This window comes from Minwuia sp., from assembly GCF_048007105.1.
Taxonomy (GTDB): domain Bacteria; phylum Pseudomonadota; class Alphaproteobacteria; order Minwuiales; family Minwuiaceae; genus Minwuia.
The window spans coordinates 3,705,699-3,727,017 of sequence record NZ_CP180352.1; the positions used below are offsets into that span (position 1 = coordinate 3,705,699).

Consider the following 21,319-nt stretch of genomic DNA (forward strand, 5'->3'; position numbering starts at 1 on the left):
CATGGCGAAACTCGGATACCTGCTGCCGACGCGCGAGCGGATCATGGCCGGGAAGCACGAGACCGGCCCGATCCTGGCACTGGCCGAGCGGGCCGAGGACCTCGGCTTCGATTCGCTCTGGATCGGCGACAGCCTGCTGGCGCGGCCCCGGCACGAACCGCTGACGCTGCTGGCCGCCGTCGCCGCACGGACCACGAAAGCCGAACTCGGGACTGCGGTCCTGCTGCCGGCGCTGCGCAATCCGGTGATCCTCGCCCACATGGCCGCGACGGTGGACCAGGTATCCGAAGGCCGCCTGATCCTGGGTGTCGGCATTGCCACCGACGTGCCCAACGTCCGCGCGGAGTTCGAGGCGGCCGGCGTACCGTTCGAGAAGCGCGTCGGGCGCATGATGGAAGGGATGCGGCTCTGCCGAAGGCTCTGGACCGGCGAACCGGCACAGTGGGAAGGCCGATGGACCGTCGAAGGCGATGCGCTCGCCCCACGCCCCTTCCGCGACAGCGGCATCCCGATCTGGAGCGCCGCGGGTGCGCCTGCCGGCCTGAAGCGCACGGCGAAGGAGTTCGAGGGCTGGTTTCCGATCGGCCCGGACGCGGCGACGCTTGCGAAGCGCTGGGAGGCGGTCCGCGCCCACGCCGCCGAGGCCGGAAGGAATCCCGACAGCATCACCTTCGCGGTCTATCTGACCATGACCATCGACGAGGACGCGGACGCAGCCGACCGGCGCATGACCGACTACATGGCGACCTACTACAAGGTCCCGGGCGAGAACATGCGCCGCATCCAGGCGAATTTCGCCGGCCCCGCAGCCGCAGCGGCCGAATGGCTGCAGGGCTTTGCCGACGCCGGCGCCAGCCACATCGTGCTCCGTTTCGCCGGCGACCACGAGAAGCACCAGGACGCCATCGCCCGCATCCGAGAACAGCTCGGCTGGTAGGAACTAGATCGGCGCAGCGGCAGTCAGCTTGGTCAGCAGCCGGTCGAGTTCGCAGCGGTCTTCCGCCGAAAGAGGTTCGAACAGCTCTTCCTGCCGCGCCTCGAACAGGGGCGTGACCGCCTCGACCAGTGCACGCCCCTTCCCGCTCACTGTGAGACGCGCCTGCCGCCCGTCATCCGGGTCCGGCGCCCGCGCGATGTAGCCGTCCTCCAGCATCCGGTGAACGGCACGGGATATCGAGTTCCTGGGCCGCCCCGTGATCCGGGCGACATCCTGGGCGGTCATGACCGGCAGATGGGACAGACAATGGACCAGCAGGTACTCGCCGCGGTTCAGACCGTGGCAGCGCTTGATCTCGTCATAGACCGGCAGCACCAGGGAGTTGGCCATGAACGACAGCCGGAACGTGTCCCCGATGGGTTTCTGGTGAAACAGCGCACGAAGATCGCGGTTCAGGGTGCTGTCGGTCATGTGCGCCTCTTGTCGACGGGACTTGTCCGGTGTGGACGTTTCGATCATACTGTTCCAAATGGAACAATAATTCAATCAACGGAGGAGACATGGGCGAGCCGGGCGAGCGCCGGAAACTGTCCGTCCCGGATCTGGCGAGGAAGAAGGCTGCCGGCGAGCGACTTGTGATGGTTGCGGTCGGCGAATACCTCTCCGCGCAATGGGCGGAACGCGGCGGCGTCGACATTGTCGGGGTCGGCGACAGCCTGGGCATGACGCTCTACGGCCATGAGACCACCCTGCCCATGACCGTCGATCAGATGATCGAGCATACCAGGGCGGTCCGGCGCGGCGCACCCGACACGTTCTGCATCGTCTCGATGCCCTACGGCTCCTACGCCACGAAGGAAACTGCGGTCACCAATGCGGTCCGCATGATGAAGGAGTCCGGCGCGGACGCGCTGAAGATGCAGGGCGGCCGTGAGATGTTCGAGATCATCAAGGCCGTGGCCGACGCCGGTGTGCCGATCATGAGCCATGTCGGTCTGACGCCTCATTTCGTCCACAGGCTGGGCGGCTTCAAGATGCAGGGGCGAACCGCCGACGAGGCGCTGAAGATCATCGACAATGCGAAAGCCATCGAAGAGGCCGGCGCCATCGGCCTCGAGATCGAGGCGATGCCCCGGGCGGTCGGCAAGGCCGTCGACGAGGCGGTCGGCATCTTCACCTTCTCCATCGGGGCGGGATCGGCCGGGACATGCCAGTTGCTGAACGGATACGACCTGATCGGCGGCTTCGACACGTTCAAGCCGAAGTTCGCAAAGCGATACGGCAATGTCGCCGAAGTCGCCTCGAAAGCCTTTGCCGACTACGCTGCCGATGTCCGGGCCGGGACCTTCCCGGACGACGAGCACACCTACAGGATGAACGCCGACGAAGCGCAGAAGCTGAGAGATGCCCTGGAGGCAGGATCATGAGTATCCAGACGCCCAACGCCCTGGCCGAGGCCTATGCCCGCGACGGATTTTACTTTCCGGTCCGCGCCATGAACGAGGCTGAGGCCCTGTCCTACAGACAACGGCTGGAAGCGTCCGAGATGGCCCTTGGCGGGCCGTTGAAATCGGCCATGCGAACCGACGTCCACCTGCTTTTCACGTGGGCCGACGAACTGATCCGCAACGAGAACGTGCTGGACGCCGTGGAAGCGGCAATCGGCCCGAACATCCTGTGCTGGATCACCAATTTCTTCATCAAGGAGCCAAAGGACGGGAACTACGTCTCCTGGCACCAGGACGCGACCTACTGGGGCCTGGAGCCGCACGATCAGGTACTGACTGCCTGGCTCGCGCTGTCGGATGCGCCTGTCGAAAGCGGCGCCATGAAGTTTCTGGCGGGAAGTCATCGCGAGGGCCTTCATGCGCACGAGGACACCTTCCATCAGAACAACCTGCTGAGCCGGGGCCAGGAGATCCAGGTCGAGGTCGATGAGAGTCTCGCCACCGATATCCCGCTGAGGGCCGGCGAGTTCTCGCTGCATCATGTGCTGATGACCCATGGCTCGCACCCGAACACGACCGACGACCGCCGTATCGGGCTGGCGATCCGCTACATTCCGACGACCGTCCGGCAGACCAAGGTGCGTGACACGGCCGTTCTTGTGCGCGGCGTCGACGAATACGGGCATTTCGACCTGCTGGACGGTCCGGATGCCGACCTGAGCGAAAGGGCTCTGGCGACCCACAAGGATGCCAATGAACGGCTGGTGAAGGCGCTGCTCTCCGGCACCGACAAACAGCAGCTGCGCGACTAGGAGGAACCGACATGACGCCCGAGGAGATCCTGAAGGAGCCGGCCCGCGTCCTGAGCCAGGCGCAGCGGGAATTCTATTTCGAGCAGGGCTATCTCTGTGTCGATAGCCTGGTGCCGAAGGAAACCGTGGCCGAGATGGTCGCCATCACCGACGAATTCGTCGGGGCGAGCCGCAAGGAGACGAAGTCCGGCAAGGTCTTCGACGTTGCGCCGCAGCACACCGCCGAGCATCCGGTGGTCCGCCGGATCAAGCGGCCCGACGATCAGCACGAGGGCTACTGGGGTTTCGCCACCGGTCTCATCGCCGATGTCGCCGCCGATCTGCTGGGGCCGGACGTGCTGTTCCACCATTCCAAACTGAATTTCAAATGGCCCGACGCCACCAGCGAGGTGAAGTGGCACCAGGACATCCAGTTCTATCCGCACACAAACTACAACGTGCTCGCCATCGGCTGCTATCTGGCGGACACCGACATGTCGAACGGCGCCGTCGGCGTGCTGCCCGGCAGCCACAACGGCCCGCTCTACGACCAGTACGACGCCAGTGGCAACTGGACCGGCATGCTCAGCGACACGGACAATGCCGCCATCGACATGAGCCGCGCCGCCTACATGACCGGACCGGCCGGATCGATCACGATCCACAACTGCAGGACGGTGCATTATTCGGTGGCCAGCACCTCGCCCAATCCGAGGCCACTCTTGCTGAACAGCTATTCCTCGGCGGACGCCCGGGCCTACACGCCGCATCCGGATCCGTCGTCCCATGCCTATGAAGTCGTGCGCGGACATCCGGCGAAATGGGCGGTGCACGACCCGCGCCCCTGCCAGATCCCGCCGGACTGGTCGGGCGGCTACACCTCCATCTTCGCGGCGCAGGCCGGCGAGGACGAGAAGGCCGCCTGAAGCAGAACCACCGGCTCGAAGCCGCCGGCGGCCTGCGTGCAAACGACGCACGGCATGATTGCATGGTGCCGGATGCCCCTGACCACGCCACATCTCTTGCGGTCCGCCTTGGGACCGGCCCCGCAGGAGGGAACTCGGGCATGGCACAGGGTACGCGAACAGAAAGCGACACCTTCGGCGACATCGAGGTCCCGGCAGACCGCTACTGGGGCGCACAGACCCAGCGCAGCCTGCAGAACTTCCGCATCGGCGCGGACCGTTTCCCGCCTCCCTTCATCCGCGCCCTCGGCCTGGTCAAGCAGGCGGCGGCCAAGGTCAACATGGATTTCGACCTGCTGGAGCCGGAAATCGGCGACGCCATCATGCAGGCTGCCGCCGAAGTGGCCGCAAACGACCTGGACGACCACTTCCCGCTGGTCGTCTGGCAGACCGGATCCGGCACACAGACGAACATGAACGCCAATGAGGTGATTTCGAACCGCGCCATCGAGATCCTTGGCGGCGAGTTGGGCGCGAAGCAGCCCGTGCATCCCAACGATCACGTCAACCGCTCGCAGTCGTCCAACGACACCTTCCCGACGGCCATGCATGTGGCGACAGTCGAGCAGCTGGCCGGCGCGCTGATGCCGGCGCTCAGGCGTCTTCACGCCGCGCTCGAGGCCAGGGCCGAGGCCTTCGAGGGCATCGTCAAGATCGGCCGGACGCATCTTCAGGATGCGACCCCGCTGACCCTGGGACAAGCCTTCTCCGGCTACGCCGCGCAGGTCGAGTTGGGCATGGAGCGGATACGCACGGCGCGGCCCCGCCTCTACGCACTGGCCCAGGGCGGCACCGCGGTCGGCACGGGTCTCAACAGCCCGGAGGGCTTCGGCGAGGCGGTGGCGGAGACGCTGGCAGAGATCACGGGCCACCCCTTCCGCTCTGCCGAGAACAAGTTCGAGGCGCTCGCTGCGCACGATTCCATGGTGGAGATCGCCGGCGTCCTGAGCACGCTGGCCGCCAGCCTGTTCAAGATCGCGCAGGACATCCGGTTCCTCGCTTCCGGTCCGCGCTCCGGGCTGGGAGAACTGATCCTGCCGCAAAACGAGCCCGGCTCGTCGATCATGCCCGGCAAGGTCAACCCGACCCAGAGCGAAGCCATGACCATGGTCTGCACCCAGGTCATGGGCGCGGCGTCGGCCGTCACCTTCGCCGGCAGCCAGGGCAATTTCGAGCTCAACGTCTTCAAGCCCGTGATCGTTTACAACGTCCTTCATTCGATCCGGCTGCTGGCGGACGCCACCCGCTCCTTCACCGACAACTGCGTCAGCGGCATCGAGGCCAACGAGGAACGGATCGGCGAACTGATGGAGCAGTCGCTGATGCTGGTGACCGCGCTGGCGCCGCATATCGGATACGAAGCCGCCGCGCAGATCGCCAAATCCGCGCATGAGACCGGCGCCACACTGCGGGAAACCGCGATCGCTCAGGGCGTCAGCGAGGCCGACTACGACCGCTGGGTCGATCCGCTGGCCATGACCCGGCCCGACGAGGTCGACTGACCGGCCGCCGCCGGTGGCGTTACCCACACGCATCCCGCTTGTCGGGCGAAACGGAGGGGCCTAGCCTCACCGCATGAGGATCGCGAAGGTCGAAACGCTGAGGTTGGGTGAGTTTCCCAACCTCTTCTGGGTGCGCCTGACAGCCGATGACGGCACGGAGGGTGTTGGCGAGGCCTTCTATGGTTCGAAGGCCGCGGTGGCCTATGTGCACGAAACAGCCGCTGACATCCTGCTGGGCCGCGATCCGCGCCAGATCAACGCCATTCATCGCGATATCACGCCCTATGTCGGGTATTCGGGGTCAGGCGCCGAGATGCGCGGCAAGTCGGCCATCGACATGGCGCTCTACGATCTGGTTCGCCGCGCGACGGGGCAGCCCGTTCACGATCTCCTGGGCGGGCTCTGCCGCGACGGAATCCGCGTCTACAACACCTGCGCCGGCTATCGCTACGTGCGCGAGAAGCCGATGCAGGAGACGGGCAACTGGGGCCTGAAGGACGAGGCCGAAGGTCCCTACGAGGATCTGGACGCCTTCCTTACGGATGCTGGCGCGCTTGCCGAGAGCCTGCTGGAGATGGGCGTCACCGGCATGAAGATCTGGCCCTTCGACTTCGCGGCGGAACGCAGCGGCGGTTTCGACATAACGGCCGACGAAATGGCCGAAGCTGTCGCGCCGTTCGCCAAGATCCGCAAGGCCGTCGGCGCGAAGATGGACATCATGTGCGAGTTGCACGGGCTCTGGTCGCCGCCCGCCGCCGCCCGGATTGCCGAGGCGCTGAAGCCCCACGCACCGTTCTGGATCGAGGACGCGATCCGGCCGGACAATTTCGAGGGATTCCGGCGGCTGCGACAGGCCACGAACGCCCAGATCACGGCGTCGGAGACCGTGGGCGGGCTGCGGGACTGGAACCGCATGCTCGGGGCGGGCTGCGTGGATATCGCCATGCCCGATCTCGGCTGGTGCGGCGGCCTGACCGAAGCGCGCAAGATCGCCGCCGTCGCTGAGGCGTCGGGTCTGCCGGTCGCGCCGCACGACTGCACCGGGCCGCTGCAGTTCGCGGCCTCGGTCCATTTCGTCCTCGCGACACCCAACGCCCTGATCCAGGAATTCGTCCGGGCCTTCTATTTCGGTTGGTACCGCGAACTGGCGGAGAACCTGCCGGAGGTTGCCGACGGGCAGGTCTCACCGCCCGGCGGGCCGGGGCTGGGCACGCGACTGCTGCCCGGCGTCTTCGACCGCGACGATGCGGAGGTCGCGGCTCAGGCCCTCTGACGCGGCGCGCTCTGCACGGCGCCGCCCAGCAACATGTCAACGGTCTCGCCGTCGGAAGCCAGCGGCAGCAGCAGCCGCGCATAGGTGTAGTGAACATTGGACGGCACCAGCACGACGCTGTTGTAGGTCATGCAGGCCTGTCCCCTGGCGACAACGAAATCGTAGTCCTTCTTCACTTCCGGCCAGTCGGGCCCGGCATAGGCGCGGGCCACCAACTGGCCCGTCATGTCGTAGCCCATGTCCTTGACGATGCGGGTGCCGACAAGGCGATAGCGATACCCGCCCTCACCCTTCGGATCGATCAGGAAGGTCCAGGGCAGCATCGACTGCATATCGGCCGGGTCGATATCCCTGCGCGAAGGCAGACTGCTCTTCCGACGGCTGAGGCTCTGCCAGTAGAGCCACAACGCCCTGAGAGTTGGATCGGCGATATCCTCCTCCGCCGGATCCTGAAAAATCTCAAGGCTCATCGACCGCCCACCCCGGTTGTGCCAGTGGAGCACATTGTATCGCAAACATTGAAAACCGATTAAGAACCGCTTTTGCAGCGCACAATCCAGCTTGAAAAATATATCGATCTGAAATATATCGATTGGAAATCAAGCGAGGAACCGCCTGGATGGATATCCGAACCCTCTGCCTGGGGCTGCTGACAATGCGCGACTCCACCGGCTACGAGATCAAGAAGACCTTCGAACAGGACCTGAGCCACTTCTACGACGCCAGCTTCGGCTCGATCTACCCGGCGCTGACGAAGATGACCGAGGAGAAGCTGGTGACCTGCACCGAACAGGCGCAGGACGGCCGCCCCGACAAGAAGGTCTATTCGATCACGCCGACGGGCCGGATGGTGTTTCTCGATGCCCTGGCCCGCGAACCGCGCAAGGACCGGATCCGCTCGGAATTCCTGGCGATGCTGATGTTCGCCGACCTGATGGCCCCGTCCCGCGTCGCGCATCTGATCGACAGCCGCATCCGGGAACTCGATACGAAGATTGACGATCTGGACGGCTGTCACGAAGGCGAAGCAAGCAACGTCGACAGATTCATGCACGGCTTCGGCGCCGCGGTTTACCGCGCCGAACGCGAATATCTGAACGAGAACAGGCACCTGCTCGAAGCGCAGGCGCTCATGGCGAACACGGCCGCCGACTGACCGACACAGGAGCCGACCTTGAAACGATCCGTCATCATCGCCGTCATCATCGCACTGGCGGCCGTCATCTGGCTCGGCTCCGGCATCTTCCAGGACGAGATCCAGGCGGCGCTTTCCGAGGAAGGCGCCACCCGGACGGCTGAGTCGAGCGAGCCGACAACCACAACGACCCCTGCGCCGGCAGCGCCCCCCGCGGGTCAGGAAACCGTCACAGGCCATGGCGACAAGGTCGTCGTCCAGACCGAGACCAACCGCGCCGAGGTCCGCACTGTCGACGTCGTCCTGCGCGGCCGTACGGAGTCCGTGCGCACCGTCGATCTGATGGCCGAGACCAGCGGCAGCGTCGTCGACATCTACAAGGCCAAGGGCGAGAAGGTGAAGAAGGGCGACGCCATCGTCCGCCTCAGCACCCAGGACCGCGAAGCGCGGCGGCTCGAGGCCGTCGCCGCCGTGAAGCAGCGCCAGATCGAACGCGACGCCGCCGTCAAGCTGGCTGCGAAGGGTTTCAAGTCCGACACCGCCGTGGCCGCCGCCGAGGCCCAGCTGGACGCCGCACAGGCCGCACTGACCCGAGTCAATGTCGAGATTTCCCAGCTCACCATCCGTGCGCCTTTCGACGGCACGATTGCGAAACGTCAGGTTCAGCTCGGCAGCTTCCTCGGCATCGGCGATCCCGTCGCCACCATCGTCGACCGCGATCCGATCCTGGTGGTCGGCAATGTCGCCGAACGCGAGGTCGGTCGGATCGAAGAGGGCGCGCCGGCGACGGCCACCCTGGTCGGCGGCATGAATGTCTCGGGCAAGGTGCGCTTCATCGCCCCGACCGCCGACCCGGCGACCCGCACCTTCCGCGTCGAGGTGGAGGTCGGGAATGCCGACGGCCAGATCCGCGACGGCATCACCGCCGAGATCCGGCTGGCCGCGGGCAAGGCCCCGGCGCACCGGATCTCCCCGGCAGTCCTGACCCTGAACGACAAGGGCGTCGTCGGCATCCGCGCCGTCGGGCCCGGCAAGGTCGTCCGCTTCATGCCGGTCGAGATCCTGTCCGAAGGCCCGGAAGGCGTCTGGGTCGGCGGGCTGCCGGAGACCGTCGAGGTGATCACAGTCGGCCAGGAATACGTCAACGACGGCGAGATCGTGGAAGTCGCCAGCAACTGATCCAGCCGGCCCCGCGCCGGACGAGGGAGAGACGACATGCAGGCCATTATCGACGCCGCCCTGAGCCGGGCCCGGACCGTCATCGCGACGCTGTTGCTGATCCTGCTGGCGGGTATCGCGGCGTATATCTCGATTCCGAAGGAATCCGATCCGGACATCAACGTCCCCATCCTCTACGTCTCGATGACCCATGACGGCATCAGCCCGGAAGATGCGGCCCGGCTGCTGAACCGGCCGATGGAGCAGGAGCTTCAGGGCATCGAGGGCCTGAAGGAGATGCGCTCGATCGCCGCCGACGGCTTCGGCTCGGTGGTGCTGGAGTTCGACGCCGGCTTCGATGTCGACAAGGCGATGGACGACGTGCGCGAGAAGGTCGACCTCGCCAAGAGCGAATTGCCCGAGGACACCGACGAACCGCAGATCAACGAGGTGAATTTCAGCCTGTTCCCGGTGCTGGTCGTCACCCTGTCGGGCGACATGCCGGAGCGGGCGCTGTTCAAGGTCGCGCGCGACCTGCAGGACCGGATCGAGGGCCTGCCCAATGTGCTGGGCGTCGACATGGCCGGCGACCGCGACGAGATGCTGGAGATCCTGATCGATCCGGCGAAGCTGGAGAGCTACCAGATCGACCAGCAGGAACTGATCCGGACCATGACCGCCAACAACCGCCTCGTCGCAGCGGGCGTCAAGGATACCGGGCTGGGCCGGAACCCGATCAAGGTGCCGGCGCTGTTCAAGACGGCCAAGGACGTCCTGACCCTGCCGATCAAGACCGAAGGCGACGCCGTGGTCACGCTTGAGGACGTCGCCACCATCCGCAGGACCTTCAAGGACGTCGAGAACGTCGCCCGTCTGGACGGCCGTCCCGCCGTCGCGCTGGAGGTGAAGAAGCGGACCGGCGCCAACATCATCGACACCATCGACCAGGTGAAGGCCGTCGTCGGCGCAACGTCCCAGGGCTGGCCGGCCGGGCTGAACGTGACCTTCAGCCAGGACCGCTCCGAGCAGATCCGGACGATGCTCACCGACCTGCAGAACAACGTCATCTCCGCCGTCCTGCTGGTGATGATCGTGGTCGTCGCCGCGCTCGGCCTGCGCTCGGCGCTGCTGGTCGGCGTCGCGATTCCGGGCAGCTTCCTGATCGGCATCCTCTACCTCTACATCTTCGGCTTCACCATCAACATCGTGGTGCTGTTCGCGCTGATCCTGGCCGTCGGCATGCTGGTCGACGGCGCCATCGTGGTCACCGAGTTCGCGGACCGGAAGATGTCCGAGGGCGAGCATCGCAAGAAGGCCTACGGGCTTGCGGCGAAGCGCATGGCATGGCCGATCATCGCCTCGACCGCGACCACCCTCGCCGCCTTCATGCCGCTGCTGTTCTGGCCCGGCGTGGTCGGCGAGTTCATGCAGTTCCTGCCGCTGACACTGATCACCACGCTGTCGGGTTCGCTGCTGATGGCGCTCATCTTCGTACCGACCCTGGGCTCCATCTTCGGCAAGGGTTCCGCCGGCGAGAGCAGCGCCGTGGCCATGGCCGAGACCGGCTCCATCCGGGAGATTCCCGGTTTCACCGGCGTCTATGCACGTTTCCTGTCCATGCTGGTGCGGCGCCCGCTGGTCGGCCCGCCGATCGTGGTCGTCCTCGCCGTCGTCTCGCTGATCGGCGTGAATGCCGCCTATGGCGTGTTCGGCAAGGGCGTCGAGTTCTTTCCCGACGTGGAGCCGGAGCAGGCGCTGGTCTACGTCCATGCCCGCGGCAACCTGTCGATCGCCGAGCAGGACGCGCTTGTCCGCAAGGTGGAGAACCGCATCCTCGCGTTCGGCGATTTCGACAGCGTCTACACCCGCGCCGGCAAGCGCGATCAGGACGGCAACGACATCTCCGAAGACGTCATCGGCATCATCAACCTGGAGCTGAAAGACTGGGAAGAGCGGCGTCCGGTCTCGGAAATCTTCCCCGACATCCGCCAGAAGACCGCCGATATCGCCGGCATCGTCGTCGAGCCCCGCAAGCCCGAGGCAGGCCCCCCGACGGGCAAGGACATCCAGGTCCAGATCACGTCGGACTTCCGCGAGAAGCTGGAGCCGGTCGCGGCCGATATCCGCGCGTATCTGGAAACCGTCGAGGGTCTGCAGGACATCGAGGATTCGCGCGCCCTGCCCGGCATTCAGTGGGCCTATGTCGTCGACCGGTCGCAGGCCGGCCGTTTCGGCACGGACGTGGCCTCGATCGGCGGCATGATCCAGTTCGTCACCAACGGCGTGCTGGTCGACGACTACCTGCCCGACGATGCCGAGGAGGACGTCGAGATCCGCGTCCGCTTCCCCGAGGAATACCGCAACCTCGACCAGCTGGAGGACCTGACCATCAACACGCCGAACGGCATGGTCCCGATCTCCAATTTCGTCACCCGCGAACCGCAGCCCAAGGTCGGCACCATCGAACGCGTCGACGGCAAGTTTCGCCTGATGGTGAAGGCGAATGTCGCCGAAGGTCTGCTGGTCGACGACAAGGTCCAGGAGATCAAGGCCTGGATGGACGAGCAGGACTACGGGTCCGACATCGAGATCGCCTTCCGCGGCGCGGACGAGGAACAGGCCAAGGCCGAGGCCTTCCTCGGCAACGCCTTCATCATCGCGCTGTTCATCATGGGCATCATCCTGGTGACCCAGTTCAACAGCTTCTACCGCGCCTTCCTGATCCTGACGGCGGTGATCATGTCGACCATCGGCGTGATGATCGGCCTGCTGGTGATGGGACAGCCCTTCGGCATCGTCATGACCGGCGTCGGGGTGATCTCGCTGGCCGGCATCGTGGTGAACAACAACATCGTTCTGATCGATACCTACGCGTGGCTCGAGAAATCCGGCATGAACCGCTACGAGGCCATCGTGCGAACCGGCGCCCAGCGTCTGCGGCCGGTTCTGCTGACCACGGTGACCACGATCTGCGGCCTGATGCCGATGATCTTCCAGGCCAATATCGACTTCTTCGAACGCTCCATCACCGTCGGCGCGCCGTCGACGCAGTGGTGGGTGCAGCTGGCGAGCGCCGTCGCCTTCGGCCTCGGCTTCGCGACCATCCTGACCCTGATCGTGACACCCTGTCTGCTCGCTCTCGGCGCCCGCCTCGGTGAGGCGGTCTCGGGCGGCGGCAAGAAGGGCGACCGTCAGCAGACGCCGGAAATGGATCTGGCCCCCGCCGAGTAGGCAGCGCCTCCCCCAGAATCACCAAGGCCCCCGGACGTTTCCGTCCGAGGGCCCCGGTGAACCGTTGGAGCTGAAGGGCTTGTCTTAGCCGAACAGCGACAGGATGGCCTGCGGCGACTGGTTGGCGATCGAGAGCGCCTGCGTGCCCAGCTGCTGCTTGATCTGCAGGGCCTGGAGCTTCGCGCTTTCCTTCGCCAGGTCCGCATCCACCAGATTGCCGACACCCTGTGTCAGGCTGTCGATCAGCTTGTCGACGAAGCCGGTGTGGATCTCCAACGTCTTGGCGCGCGTGCCGAGGACCGCAAGGTTCTGGTTGGCGGTGTTGATGGCCGCATCGATGGCCGAGCGTGCGGCGCCGGCATTGGTCGCGGTCGCCAGGCTCAGGGCCGAGATCGACAGGCCTGCGGTGCCGGTCGACATGTTCTGGGCGCTTACGGTGATGGTCGCGCCATCCGGGTTGGCCAGCACCGACAGCGAGGCGTTGGAACCGCTGAGGATGTTGAAGCCGTTGAATTCGGCGTTGCCGACGATGGTCCCGATCTGGTCGCGCAGCGCGGCGAAGTCGTTCTGCAGCGCGTTGCGGCTGGAGGTCTCCAGGCTCTGGTCCAGAGCGGCGACCGCCTTTTCCTTCATCTCGATCAGCAGATCGGAAATCGACTGGCCGGCGGCGAGGCCGACATCGACGACGCTGACGGCGTTGTCGAGGGCGGTCTTGACGGCTTCGAAGCCGGCAATCTCGCCGCGCATGTTCTGGGCGATTGCGAAGACGGCGCCGTCATCCTTCGGCCCGGCGACCTTGAGGCCGGTGCTGATGCGGTTCTGGACTTCGCTGAGATCGCGGTTCGTGGCGTTGAGCTGCTGCAGAGCCACCATCGCGCCGGTATTGGTGTTGACCGAAAGCATTTCTTTCTCCTGTTCAGACGGGCTGCCTTCATGAGCCCCGCGGTTCACCCACACGTTGCGGTGTGGCATGGCCGGAACAGTTCAATGGCTGTGCCAGATGCCGAAAATGCATCCAACTATCTGTTTTCAATATAAAAACTGAAATGCAGCACGAGTCCGGGGCCGCGGCGGCCCGGCAGTTCTTTCCCTGCGGCGGCGGGAATGTCCTTGGTTAACAGGTCATTTGTTGCCGGGTCAGCGATCTCCGGCGGCGGGATTCAGACCACGCCGGCCTTCTTCAGGACGTCCATGCCCCACTTCGCCCGTTGCTGCGCGAAGCCGGCGAAGTTCTTCGCCGCGTCGGATGAGGCATTGCCGTCGAGGCCCCGCTTGTAGACCCCCTGCACGATCGCCGCGGAACGGAACATCGTGTAGGCGATGTAGAAGGGCCAGTTCTCGATCTCGCCCTGTCCCGTCAACTCGCAATAGCGGCGGAGGAACTGATCCTCGGACGGAATGCCGATCGTCGTCGGATCGATATCGGCGAAGCCGCCAGCCGCCGCGTGGCCGTAATACTCCTGGGCCACATAGGCCAGGTCCGCGAGCGGATGGCCCAGCGTCGAGAGTTCCCAGTCCAGCACCGCCACGATGCGCGGTTCGGTCGGATGGAGGACGCAGTTGCCGATGCGGTAGTCGCCATGGACGACGGAGACTTCCTCGGCGTCCGGCGTGTTGGCCGGCAGCCACTCCATCAGGAAATCCATCTCCGGGATTTCCTCGGTCACCGAGGCGACATACTGTTTGGACCAGCGGGAGATCTGCCGCGAGTAGTAGTTGCCGGGCCGGCCGAAATCCTCAAGCCCGACTGCAACGTGATCGACCATGTGCAGATGCGCCAGCACTTCGGTGAAGTGGTCATAGAGCTTCGTACGCTCCGCATTCGTCATCGACGGCACGGCCGGGTCGATCAGCACACGGCCCTCGACATGTTCCATCACATAGAAGGCCTGGCCGATGACGTCGTCATCCATGCACAGGCACATCATCTCGGGCACCGGCACCGGCGTGTCGGACAGCGCCGCCATCACCCGGTGCTCGCGGTCGACCTGATGGGCCGACTTCAGCAGTTGGCCCGGCGGCTTCTTGCGCATCACATAGCGCCGCTTCGGCGTTTCCAGATGGAAGGTCGGATTGGACATGCCGCCCTGGAACTGCCGCACGGTCAGCGGGCCCTCGAAGCCGGCGACATTGTCCGACAGATACGCCTCCAGCGCGGCGACATCGAACTGGTGCTGCGGGCGGACATCGACGATCTCGACGTCGGATACTGGTGTGCTCACGTGCCGTTCCTCCCCAGAAACGTCGTGATTATAGGAACATGAACAACAATGGCGAGCCTGCATTGCTGCAGACCCGCCATCGATTGCGTCTCCCCGTCTTTCAGAAGCGGACCGGCACGCTCCGCGGCCCGCGGACCTGGCCGCCGGCCCAGGTAACGGTCGCGCCCTCGGCCAGCTCGAACTCCGGAATGCGCTCGAACCAGGTGCGGAGCGCCACATCCATCTCCATCCGGGCCAGGTTGGAGCCGGCGCAGCGGTGAATGCCGGCGCCGAAGGCGATGTGGCGGTTCTTCTGGCGGTCGATGACGACCTTGTCGGCGTCCTCGAAATGCTTCGGATCGCGGCAGGCGGCGGGGAAGTTCATCAGCACCCGGTCGCCTTCCCTGATCGTGACGCCGTTGTATTCGACATCCTCTGTCGCCACGCGCGCCATGGTCACCGGCGCGTAGAAGCGGAGCATCTCCTCGATCGCTGTCGGGAACAGCTCATGATCCGCCGACAGCCGCTTGCGGTCTTCCGCATTGGTGGAGAAGTGATAGAGCGCCGCACCGATGGAGCTCCAGGTGGTGTCGATGCCCGCCACCAGCAGCAGGTTGCACATCGACACGATCTGGTTGTCGTTCAGCGGCTCGTCCCCGACCTTGGAGGCGATCAGCTTGGAGATCAGGTCCTCGTCGCCCGGGTTCTTCCGCCGGTCGGTCACGACGCCGAAGAAGAAGTCGCGGATCACCTTGCGATACTTGATGCGCAGGTCCGCGTCGGTCAGGCCGAGTTCCAGCACGTTCCGGACCCACTGCGTGAAGTCGTCGGTGCGGTTCTCGTCGATGCCGAGCATGTGTGCGATCACGCGCGGCGGAATCTGCTGCGCGTAGTCCGCCGCCGCATCCGCCTTGCCGCTGTTGTGGAAGCGGTTGATCAGATCGTTGCAGAGCTGCTCGGTATAGGGCCGGTGCTTGGCGACCGCCTTCACCGTGAAGAACGGCAGGATCGAGCGCCGATACATGTTCTGGATCGGCGGATCGGCCGTGATCGGCGGCGCGCCGCCATCGGCGCCGATCTCGTCATCGGGCACATCGACCGGCGGCACGACGATCGGCTCCCTGGAGGAGAGCGCCGGCACCATGCCGACAAAGGCCTGCAGGTCGTCGAAGTCCACCGGCAGCCAGGAGCCGAAGTTCCGGTCGGTATGCGCGATCGGACAGCGGCCCCGCAGGTCCTCCCAGATCGGAAAAGGATCGTCGACATATTGCTTGTCGAAGATGTCGTAGTCGGTCGCCCAGTCCGTGACGGGCTTACGTTCCTGCATGGCTAGTCCTCCACGATTTCGACGGCGAATTCGGGGCAGTTGTCGCGGGCCAGCTTCGCGTTGGCCTCCTCGCCCGCCGGCACCACCCCGTCATTCAGGGCGAAGGCATTCCCCAGTTCATCGACATCGAAGAGGTTGGGCGCCACCGCGCAGCAGCGGTTGTGGCCCTGACACTTGTCCTCGTTGACCCGGATCTTCATCGGCGTTTCCCCATTTCTTATGCGTGCATCCTAGCACAATCGCTCCAAAACATGAAGCATGATTCTTATTTCATCTGATCCCAGTCGTAGAGACGGGGTTCCTTGGCCATGAACCGGCGCACGGCCTCCTTGTGGAAGTCGGTCGTGAACATCAGCGCCTGTCCGTTGGCCTCGGCATCGACCAGATCGCGGTAGCTCATCTCGTAGGCGCCGTTGACCACGCGCTTGGTCAGCGCCATCGCCGGTTTCGAGCCCTTGGCCAGCCGCTGGGCGAATGTCCGCGCCTCGTCCATCAGCGCCTCGGAAGAATGGATGGCATGGACGATGCCCATCTCCTTCGCCTCTTCCGCATCGATGCTCCGGGCCGTGTACATCAGCTCCTTGGCCGTCGACATGCCGACGATCCTGGGCAGCGTGTAGAGAACGCCCAGATCGGGGATCAGTCCGATGCGGCCGAAGACCGAGCAGAAGCGGGCCTTCGGGCTCGCCAGCACGAAATCGGCCAGCAGGCAGAAACTGAAACCGCCTCCGAAGGCGAGGCCATCGACGGCGGCGATCACCGGGCAGTCCAGATTGTAGAGCCGCTCGACCCACTGATGCGCGGAAATCAGCTTGTTCCGCATGCCGTGCGCGTTGAATTCCCGCGTCGCCATGCCCTTGACGTTGCCGCCGGCGGAAAAGGCCCGTCCCTCGCCCGCGATGATCAAGGCGCGGATGTCTTCATTGCCCTCGACCCGGTCGACCAGCGTGTCGAAGTCGTTGTGCAGTTCCGGCGTCAGCGGGTTCATGATCTCCGGCTCGGTCATGGTCCAGAGAGCCACGCCGTCCTCGCCGAGTTCGAACTTCGATGCCTGCCATTGCTCAGCCATCACTTCCTCCCCTGTGAATGGTGCAGGAACAACTATGCCTGATGCCCCCGAAGCGGGAAACGAAACTCCGCCGTCTGCGCCCCGGCGCATGGCGGCATGCGGACCGCCCCGCTATTGCCCGCCGCCGGACCTGGATTATGAATCGCCACGAGGCGAATTCGGGGGATGAACACATGAGCGACTGGCGGGATGGTGCGCCGGACTGGTTCCTGCGCGCGGTCGATAGCCCGTGGGAGGCGCACTTCGCCGAGAGTGGCGGCGCGCGGATCCACTACCGCGTACGCGGCAAGGAAGGTGCGCCCGGTCTGGTGCTTTGCCATGGCAATGCTGCGCATTCGGGCTGGTGGGACTTCATCGCCCCGGCGCTGGCGGAAGACTACCGGGTCGCGGCCATGGATTTCGCCGGCATGGGCGATTCGGACGAACGCGCGCTGGTCACGCCCGGCGGCTTCAAGGACGACATCGTCGCCGTCATCAGGGACATGGGCTTCGCCGAACCGCCGCTGCTGATCGGACACAGCTTCGGCGGCGGCATGTCGATGCGGGTCGCGGTCGAGCATCCGGACCTGATCCGCGGCGTGGTCATGATGGATTCACCCGTCTACCCGCCCGACATGAAACGGCCGGGGCCGCCGCGGGTGGCCAAGCGCCAGTACCCGTCCAAGGACATCGCTGTCGAGCGGTTCCGCCTGATCCCGGAGCAGCCGGTCGTGACGCCCTTCGCCGTCGCCTACATCGCCGATACGGGCGTCATGGAGACGCCGAAGGGCTGGACCTGGAAGGCGCGCACCAACATTTTCGGCCATCCGGCCTTCGGCCCGCCCTTCTGGCAGGAGCAGGCCGGCTATTTCCCGAAGATCGAGATCCCGCTGACAGTCTTCTGGGGCACCGAAAGCGCGCTCTGCACGCCTGAAACGATGGCCTACATGCGCGAGATCGCGCCGCCCCAGGCCCGTTTCGTCGAGATGAAGGACGCCTATCACCATCTCCTGCTCGACAAGCCGCAGGAGACGATCGACACGTTGAAACGGATCGCGTCTGCCTGATTTCGCATGGCGGCTCTGCACGCGCTTGACCCGCGCGGAAGGTCCGGTAGGTTCGTATCCGGCTTCGCCATCCGGCGGGGCCGCAACATTTCTAGGTGACGCTTTCTCAGGGCAGGGTGAAATTCCTGACCGGCGGTGACGGGAACTTTCCCGAAGCCCGCGAGCGCCTTGCGGTTTCTTCCGAAACCGCTCGGGACAAGCAGACCAGGTGAGATTCCTGGGCCGACGGTAACAGTCCGGATGGGAGAGAGAGCGATGCGTCCGTGCGCGGTATCTGCGCCCGGTTGCGCATTGACGGCCGTGCGTTCGAGCGCCCGGCAAGCCCTGGGCATGAGTCACCCGCCACTGCGGGAGGACCACATGCAGACCATCGGACATCAATCGCTTCTGGAGCCGTTCGGCACACCGTTCGAACGGGTGGAGCGCGCCCTGAGCGCCTTCAGGCAAGGCAATGGCGTGCTGATCGTCGATGACGAGGACCGCGAGAACGAGGGCGATCTGGTCTTCGCCGCGGAGACGGTCAGCGAACGGCAGATGGCCATGCTGATACGCGAATGCTCCGGCATCGTCTGTCTGCCGATGCGCGGCGACCTGCTCGACCGCCTGAAACTGCCGCCGATGGTGGAGGAGAACACATCCTCGATGGGGACCGCCTTCACCGTGTCGATCGAGGCCCGGCAGGGCGTGACCACCGGTGTCTCGGCAACAGACCGCGTCACGACGGTGCGGGCCGCGATCGCGCCCCAGGCGCGGCCCGAGGATCTCGCCCGGCCCGGCCATATCTTTCCGCTGCGGGCGGCGGATGGCGGCGTGCTGGTCCGCCGGGGACACACCGAGGCCAGCGTGGATCTCGCCCGCCTGGCCGGCTTCAAGCCTGCCGCCGTGCTTTGCGAGCTGGCCAACCCCGACGGCACCATGGCGCGCCTGCCCGAAATCTGCGCCTTTTCCCGCCGGCACGGGTTTCCCGTTCTGACCATCGAGGACCTTGCCGCCTGGCGCAACCACTACCGCAGATGAGTTGCGGAAGGCCGGGTTCCCCACACGTCAACTGGTTGTCTGGTCATCCATATTTCGATAGCGGAACAATTCACACTGATTCATAGTGCAACCGGGGTTCGAGAAGAATGGTCGCCTGATGTCCGATTTGCTGACGCCGCAGCACAAGACGCTGCTGGAATACTGGCGGCTTCGCGCCGGCCGCAAGGCGCTGCCGTCGCGCGAGGACATCCGGCCCGAGGACGTGCCCAGCCTGCTGAAGCATCTCGGCCTGATCGATGTCGTTCACGGAAACGACCGGCTCCGCTTCAAGTACCGCCTGGTCGGCACCCAGATGAGTTTCGTCCTGGGAAAGGACGTGACCGGCACCTGGCTGCACGAATTGAAGTTCGGCGAATACCGGGACTATCTGGATGCGCTCTTCTCGGAAGCGGTGACGATGCGCCGGCCGGTCTATTCCCATACCGAATTCGGCTACGCGGACAACAGGCGGCTGGAAGTCAAACGCCTGATCATGCCGCTTTCGGCGGATGGCGAGGCGGTGAACATGCTGCTGTTCTCCAACCTGTTCCATTCCGACGATGCGGATTTCGGGCACCGCCCCTACCCGCCCGGCGAGATCCTCGACTTTTCAGAGGGCGACCGCCGCGCAGCTTGACTCCGGCCCGCCACCTTCATAGCGTCCCTCCCGCGCCGATTTGAGCCAGCTTGCGGGCGCCCGGGACGGAAACGATCCGGAAAAACAGCTAAAGAGGTGGTCTGCTCAGTAGACCGAGCGCCGCCCCGGGTTCAGATGGACGGCGCGTTGCTTCTTCGGCCATCGGACATCGGGTTGCGCATCGGGCGAACGGCCTCCTCCGCTGGCTTCCTGACGGAAGAGAAGGAGCCAAACCATGACCGTCGAGAGCAAGAACCCGGAAACCATCGCCCTGCATGCGGGACATCGCGCCGACCCCACCACGGGCGCGGTGGCCGTGCCGATCTATCAGACGACCTCGTACCAGTTCCAGCACACCGAGCACGCTGCGAACCTGTTCGCGCTCAAGGAACTGGGCAACATCTACAGCCGCATCATGAACCCGACCTGCGACGTGCTGGAGCAGCGCGTCACGGCGCTGGAAGGCGGCGTCGCCTCGCTCGCGCTGGCATCGGGTCAGGCCGCCAGCGCCTTTGCCGTGCAGAATCTGGCGAAGGCCGGCGACAACATCGTCTCTTCGACCGATCTTTACGGTGGCACCTGGAACCTGTTCGCGAACACGCTGAAGGATCAGGGCATCGAGGTCCGCTTCGTCGATCCGGCGAACCCCGAGAACTTCGCCAACGCCACCGACGAAAAGACCCGCGCCTACTACGCCGAGACCCTGCCCAATCCGAAGCTGACGGTCTTCCCGATCGCCGAGGTCGCCGAGATCGGCCGCAAGCAGGGCATTCCGCTGATCATGGACAATACGGCCGCGCCGATCCTCTGCCGGCCGTTCGACCATGGCGCCGCCGTGATCGTCTACTCGACGACCAAGTATATCGGCGGCCACGGCACCTCCATCGGCGGCCTGCTGGTGGACAGCGGCACATTCGACTGGGAGGCCCATCCCGAGCGGCAGCCGGCGCTGAACACGCCGGACCCGAGCTATCACGGCGCTGTCTGGTCGCAGGCAGTGAAGCCGCTGGGGCCGATCGCCTACATCATCAAGGCGCGCGTGACCCTGCTGCGCGACCTGGGCGCGGCGATGAGCCCGTTCAACGCCTTCCAGTTCATCCAGGGTCTGGAGACGCTGCCGCTGCGCATGCGCGCGCACTCGGAGAACGCAGCCAAGGTTGCCGCCTTCCTGCAGGGCCACGCCAAGGTCGACAAGGTGATCTTCCCGGGTCTGATGGACGGCGAGGCGAAGCGGCGCGCCGATGCCTACATGAAGGGCGGCTACAGCGGCCTTCTGGGCTTCGAGATCAAGGGCGGCAAGGACGCCGGCGCGGCCTTCATCAACGCGCTGGAACTGTTCTATCACGTCGCCAATATCGGCGACGCGCGCAGCCTGGCGATCCATCCGGCGACCACCACCCACAGCCAGCTGACGCCCGAGGAGCAGCAGGCGTCGGGGGTCAATGATTCCTATGTCCGGCTGTCGATCGGCATCGAGCATATCGACGACATCCTGGCCGATCTGGAGCAGGCGCTGGCCAAGGCCTGACCGGCCTCAAACGCGGCTTGACGTCCGCCGGGACCGCCCCTATAGACGGGCGTC

At 65.1% G+C, this 21,319-nt stretch carries 20 protein-coding genes and 1 riboswitch; of the genes, 13 read left to right on the top strand and 7 right to left on the bottom strand.

Features of this window, described 5'->3' with window-relative positions; all coding sequences use genetic code 11:
• The first annotated feature begins 1 nt into the window (after position 1).
• Positions 2–937 (top strand): LLM class flavin-dependent oxidoreductase, encoded by a 936-nt coding sequence (locus ACMVY4_RS17980; protein WP_416897353.1) that lies wholly within the window; start codon positions 2–4, stop codon positions 935–937.
• A gap of 3 nt (positions 938–940) precedes the next feature.
• Here ACMVY4_RS17980 and ACMVY4_RS17985 read toward each other — a convergent pair whose 3' ends face one another.
• Complete coding sequence (locus ACMVY4_RS17985) at positions 941–1,408, bottom strand: MarR family winged helix-turn-helix transcriptional regulator (RefSeq protein ID WP_416897354.1); 468 nt, start codon at positions 1,406–1,408, stop codon at positions 941–943.
• A gap of 89 nt (positions 1,409–1,497) precedes the next feature.
• Here ACMVY4_RS17985 and panB point away from each other — a divergent pair, with 89 nt between their 5' ends.
• The 5 genes from panB to ACMVY4_RS18010 all read left to right on the top strand — a co-directional run bounded on the left by panB (position 1,498) and on the right by ACMVY4_RS18010 (position 6,916).
• Entirely contained in the window at positions 1,498–2,364 is an 867-nt protein-coding gene (panB, locus tag ACMVY4_RS17990; RefSeq protein WP_416897355.1) for a 3-methyl-2-oxobutanoate hydroxymethyltransferase, read from the top strand.
• Positions 2,361–3,197 carry a phytanoyl-CoA dioxygenase family protein gene (locus ACMVY4_RS17995; protein WP_416897356.1) on the top strand — a complete coding sequence of 279 codons (837 nt, stop codon included), beginning with the start codon at positions 2,361–2,363 and terminating at the stop codon, positions 3,195–3,197. The genes panB and ACMVY4_RS17995 overlap by 4 nt, the downstream gene beginning before the upstream one ends.
• An 11-nt stretch (positions 3,198–3,208) precedes the next feature.
• Entirely contained in the window at positions 3,209–4,102 is an 894-nt protein-coding gene (locus tag ACMVY4_RS18000; protein ID WP_416897357.1) for a phytanoyl-CoA dioxygenase family protein, read from the top strand.
• A 140-nt stretch (positions 4,103–4,242) separates the two neighbouring features.
• The gene (gene fumC / locus ACMVY4_RS18005) at positions 4,243–5,643 is read left to right on the top strand and encodes a class II fumarate hydratase (protein ID WP_416897358.1); all 1,401 of its coding nucleotides are present in this window, start codon (positions 4,243–4,245) and stop codon (positions 5,641–5,643) included.
• A 73-nt stretch (positions 5,644–5,716) separates the two neighbouring features.
• Positions 5,717–6,916 (top strand): mandelate racemase/muconate lactonizing enzyme family protein, encoded by a 1,200-nt coding sequence (locus ACMVY4_RS18010; RefSeq protein WP_416897359.1) that lies wholly within the window; start codon positions 5,717–5,719, stop codon positions 6,914–6,916.
• Here ACMVY4_RS18010 and ACMVY4_RS18015 read toward each other — a convergent pair.
• Positions 6,904–7,386, bottom strand: coding sequence for a PAS domain-containing protein (locus ACMVY4_RS18015; RefSeq protein WP_416897360.1), 483 nt, complete (start codon positions 7,384–7,386; stop codon positions 6,904–6,906). The two genes, ACMVY4_RS18010 and ACMVY4_RS18015, sit on opposite strands and share 13 nt — an antisense overlap.
• Positions 7,387–7,535: 149 nt before the next feature.
• On the opposite strand from ACMVY4_RS18015, the gene ACMVY4_RS18020 reads away from it, so the two are divergent.
• The 3 genes from ACMVY4_RS18020 to ACMVY4_RS18030 are packed head-to-tail and all read left to right on the top strand — an operon-like array spanning position 7,536 to position 12,440.
• A complete protein-coding gene (locus ACMVY4_RS18020) occupies positions 7,536–8,072 on the top strand; it encodes a PadR family transcriptional regulator (protein WP_416897361.1) in 537 nt (178 codons plus the stop codon).
• Positions 8,073–8,090: 18 nt separating this feature from the next.
• On the top strand, positions 8,091–9,230 hold the full coding sequence (locus tag ACMVY4_RS18025; RefSeq protein WP_416897362.1) for an efflux RND transporter periplasmic adaptor subunit: 1,140 nt from the start codon (positions 8,091–8,093) through the stop codon (positions 9,228–9,230).
• 36 nt (positions 9,231–9,266) lie between these two features.
• The gene (locus ACMVY4_RS18030; protein ID WP_416897363.1) at positions 9,267–12,440 is read left to right on the top strand and encodes an efflux RND transporter permease subunit; all 3,174 of its coding nucleotides are present in this window, start codon (positions 9,267–9,269) and stop codon (positions 12,438–12,440) included.
• Between the two features lie 84 nt (positions 12,441–12,524).
• On the opposite strand, the gene ACMVY4_RS18035 is transcribed toward ACMVY4_RS18030, so the two are convergent.
• The 5 genes from ACMVY4_RS18035 to ACMVY4_RS18055 all read right to left on the bottom strand — a co-directional run bounded on the left by ACMVY4_RS18035 (position 12,525) and on the right by ACMVY4_RS18055 (position 17,037).
• Positions 12,525–13,343, bottom strand: a complete 819-nt coding sequence (locus ACMVY4_RS18035) for a flagellin (RefSeq protein ID WP_416897364.1) — start codon at positions 13,341–13,343, stop codon at positions 12,525–12,527.
• A gap of 257 nt (positions 13,344–13,600) precedes the next feature.
• Entirely contained in the window at positions 13,601–14,662 is a 1,062-nt protein-coding gene (locus tag ACMVY4_RS18040) for a phosphotransferase (RefSeq protein WP_416897365.1), read from the bottom strand.
• Positions 14,663–14,762: 100 nt separating this feature from the next.
• Entirely contained in the window at positions 14,763–15,968 is a 1,206-nt protein-coding gene (locus tag ACMVY4_RS18045) for a cytochrome P450 (RefSeq protein ID WP_416897366.1), read from the bottom strand.
• 2 nt (positions 15,969–15,970) lie between these two features.
• Positions 15,971–16,168 carry a ferredoxin gene (locus tag ACMVY4_RS18050; RefSeq protein WP_416897367.1) on the bottom strand — a complete coding sequence of 66 codons (198 nt, stop codon included), beginning with the start codon at positions 16,166–16,168 and terminating at the stop codon, positions 15,971–15,973.
• Positions 16,169–16,233: 65 nt separating this feature from the next.
• Positions 16,234–17,037: an enoyl-CoA hydratase/isomerase family protein gene (locus ACMVY4_RS18055; protein ID WP_416897368.1), complete on the bottom strand. Its 804-nt coding sequence runs from the start codon at positions 17,035–17,037 to the stop codon at positions 16,234–16,236.
• Between the two features lie 173 nt (positions 17,038–17,210).
• Between ACMVY4_RS18055 and ACMVY4_RS18060 the strand changes: the two genes are divergently transcribed.
• The 4 genes from ACMVY4_RS18060 to ACMVY4_RS18075 all read left to right on the top strand — a co-directional run bounded on the left by ACMVY4_RS18060 (position 17,211) and on the right by ACMVY4_RS18075 (position 21,265).
• On the top strand, positions 17,211–18,083 hold the full coding sequence (locus ACMVY4_RS18060) for an alpha/beta fold hydrolase (RefSeq protein WP_416897369.1): 873 nt from the start codon (positions 17,211–17,213) through the stop codon (positions 18,081–18,083).
• Positions 18,084–18,181: 98 nt separating this feature from the next.
• A riboswitch (FMN riboswitch) is annotated at positions 18,182–18,339 on the top strand.
• Positions 18,340–18,443: 104 nt separating this feature from the next.
• Entirely contained in the window at positions 18,444–19,100 is a 657-nt protein-coding gene (gene ribB / locus ACMVY4_RS18065; RefSeq protein WP_416897370.1) for a 3,4-dihydroxy-2-butanone-4-phosphate synthase, read from the top strand.
• A gap of 118 nt (positions 19,101–19,218) precedes the next feature.
• The gene (locus tag ACMVY4_RS18070) at positions 19,219–19,737 is read left to right on the top strand and encodes a PAS domain-containing protein (RefSeq protein ID WP_416897371.1); all 519 of its coding nucleotides are present in this window, start codon (positions 19,219–19,221) and stop codon (positions 19,735–19,737) included.
• 235 nt (positions 19,738–19,972) lie between these two features.
• Positions 19,973–21,265 carry an O-acetylhomoserine aminocarboxypropyltransferase/cysteine synthase family protein gene (locus ACMVY4_RS18075; protein WP_416897372.1) on the top strand — a complete coding sequence of 431 codons (1,293 nt, stop codon included), beginning with the start codon at positions 19,973–19,975 and terminating at the stop codon, positions 21,263–21,265.
• Positions 21,266–21,319: the final 54 nt, after the last annotated feature.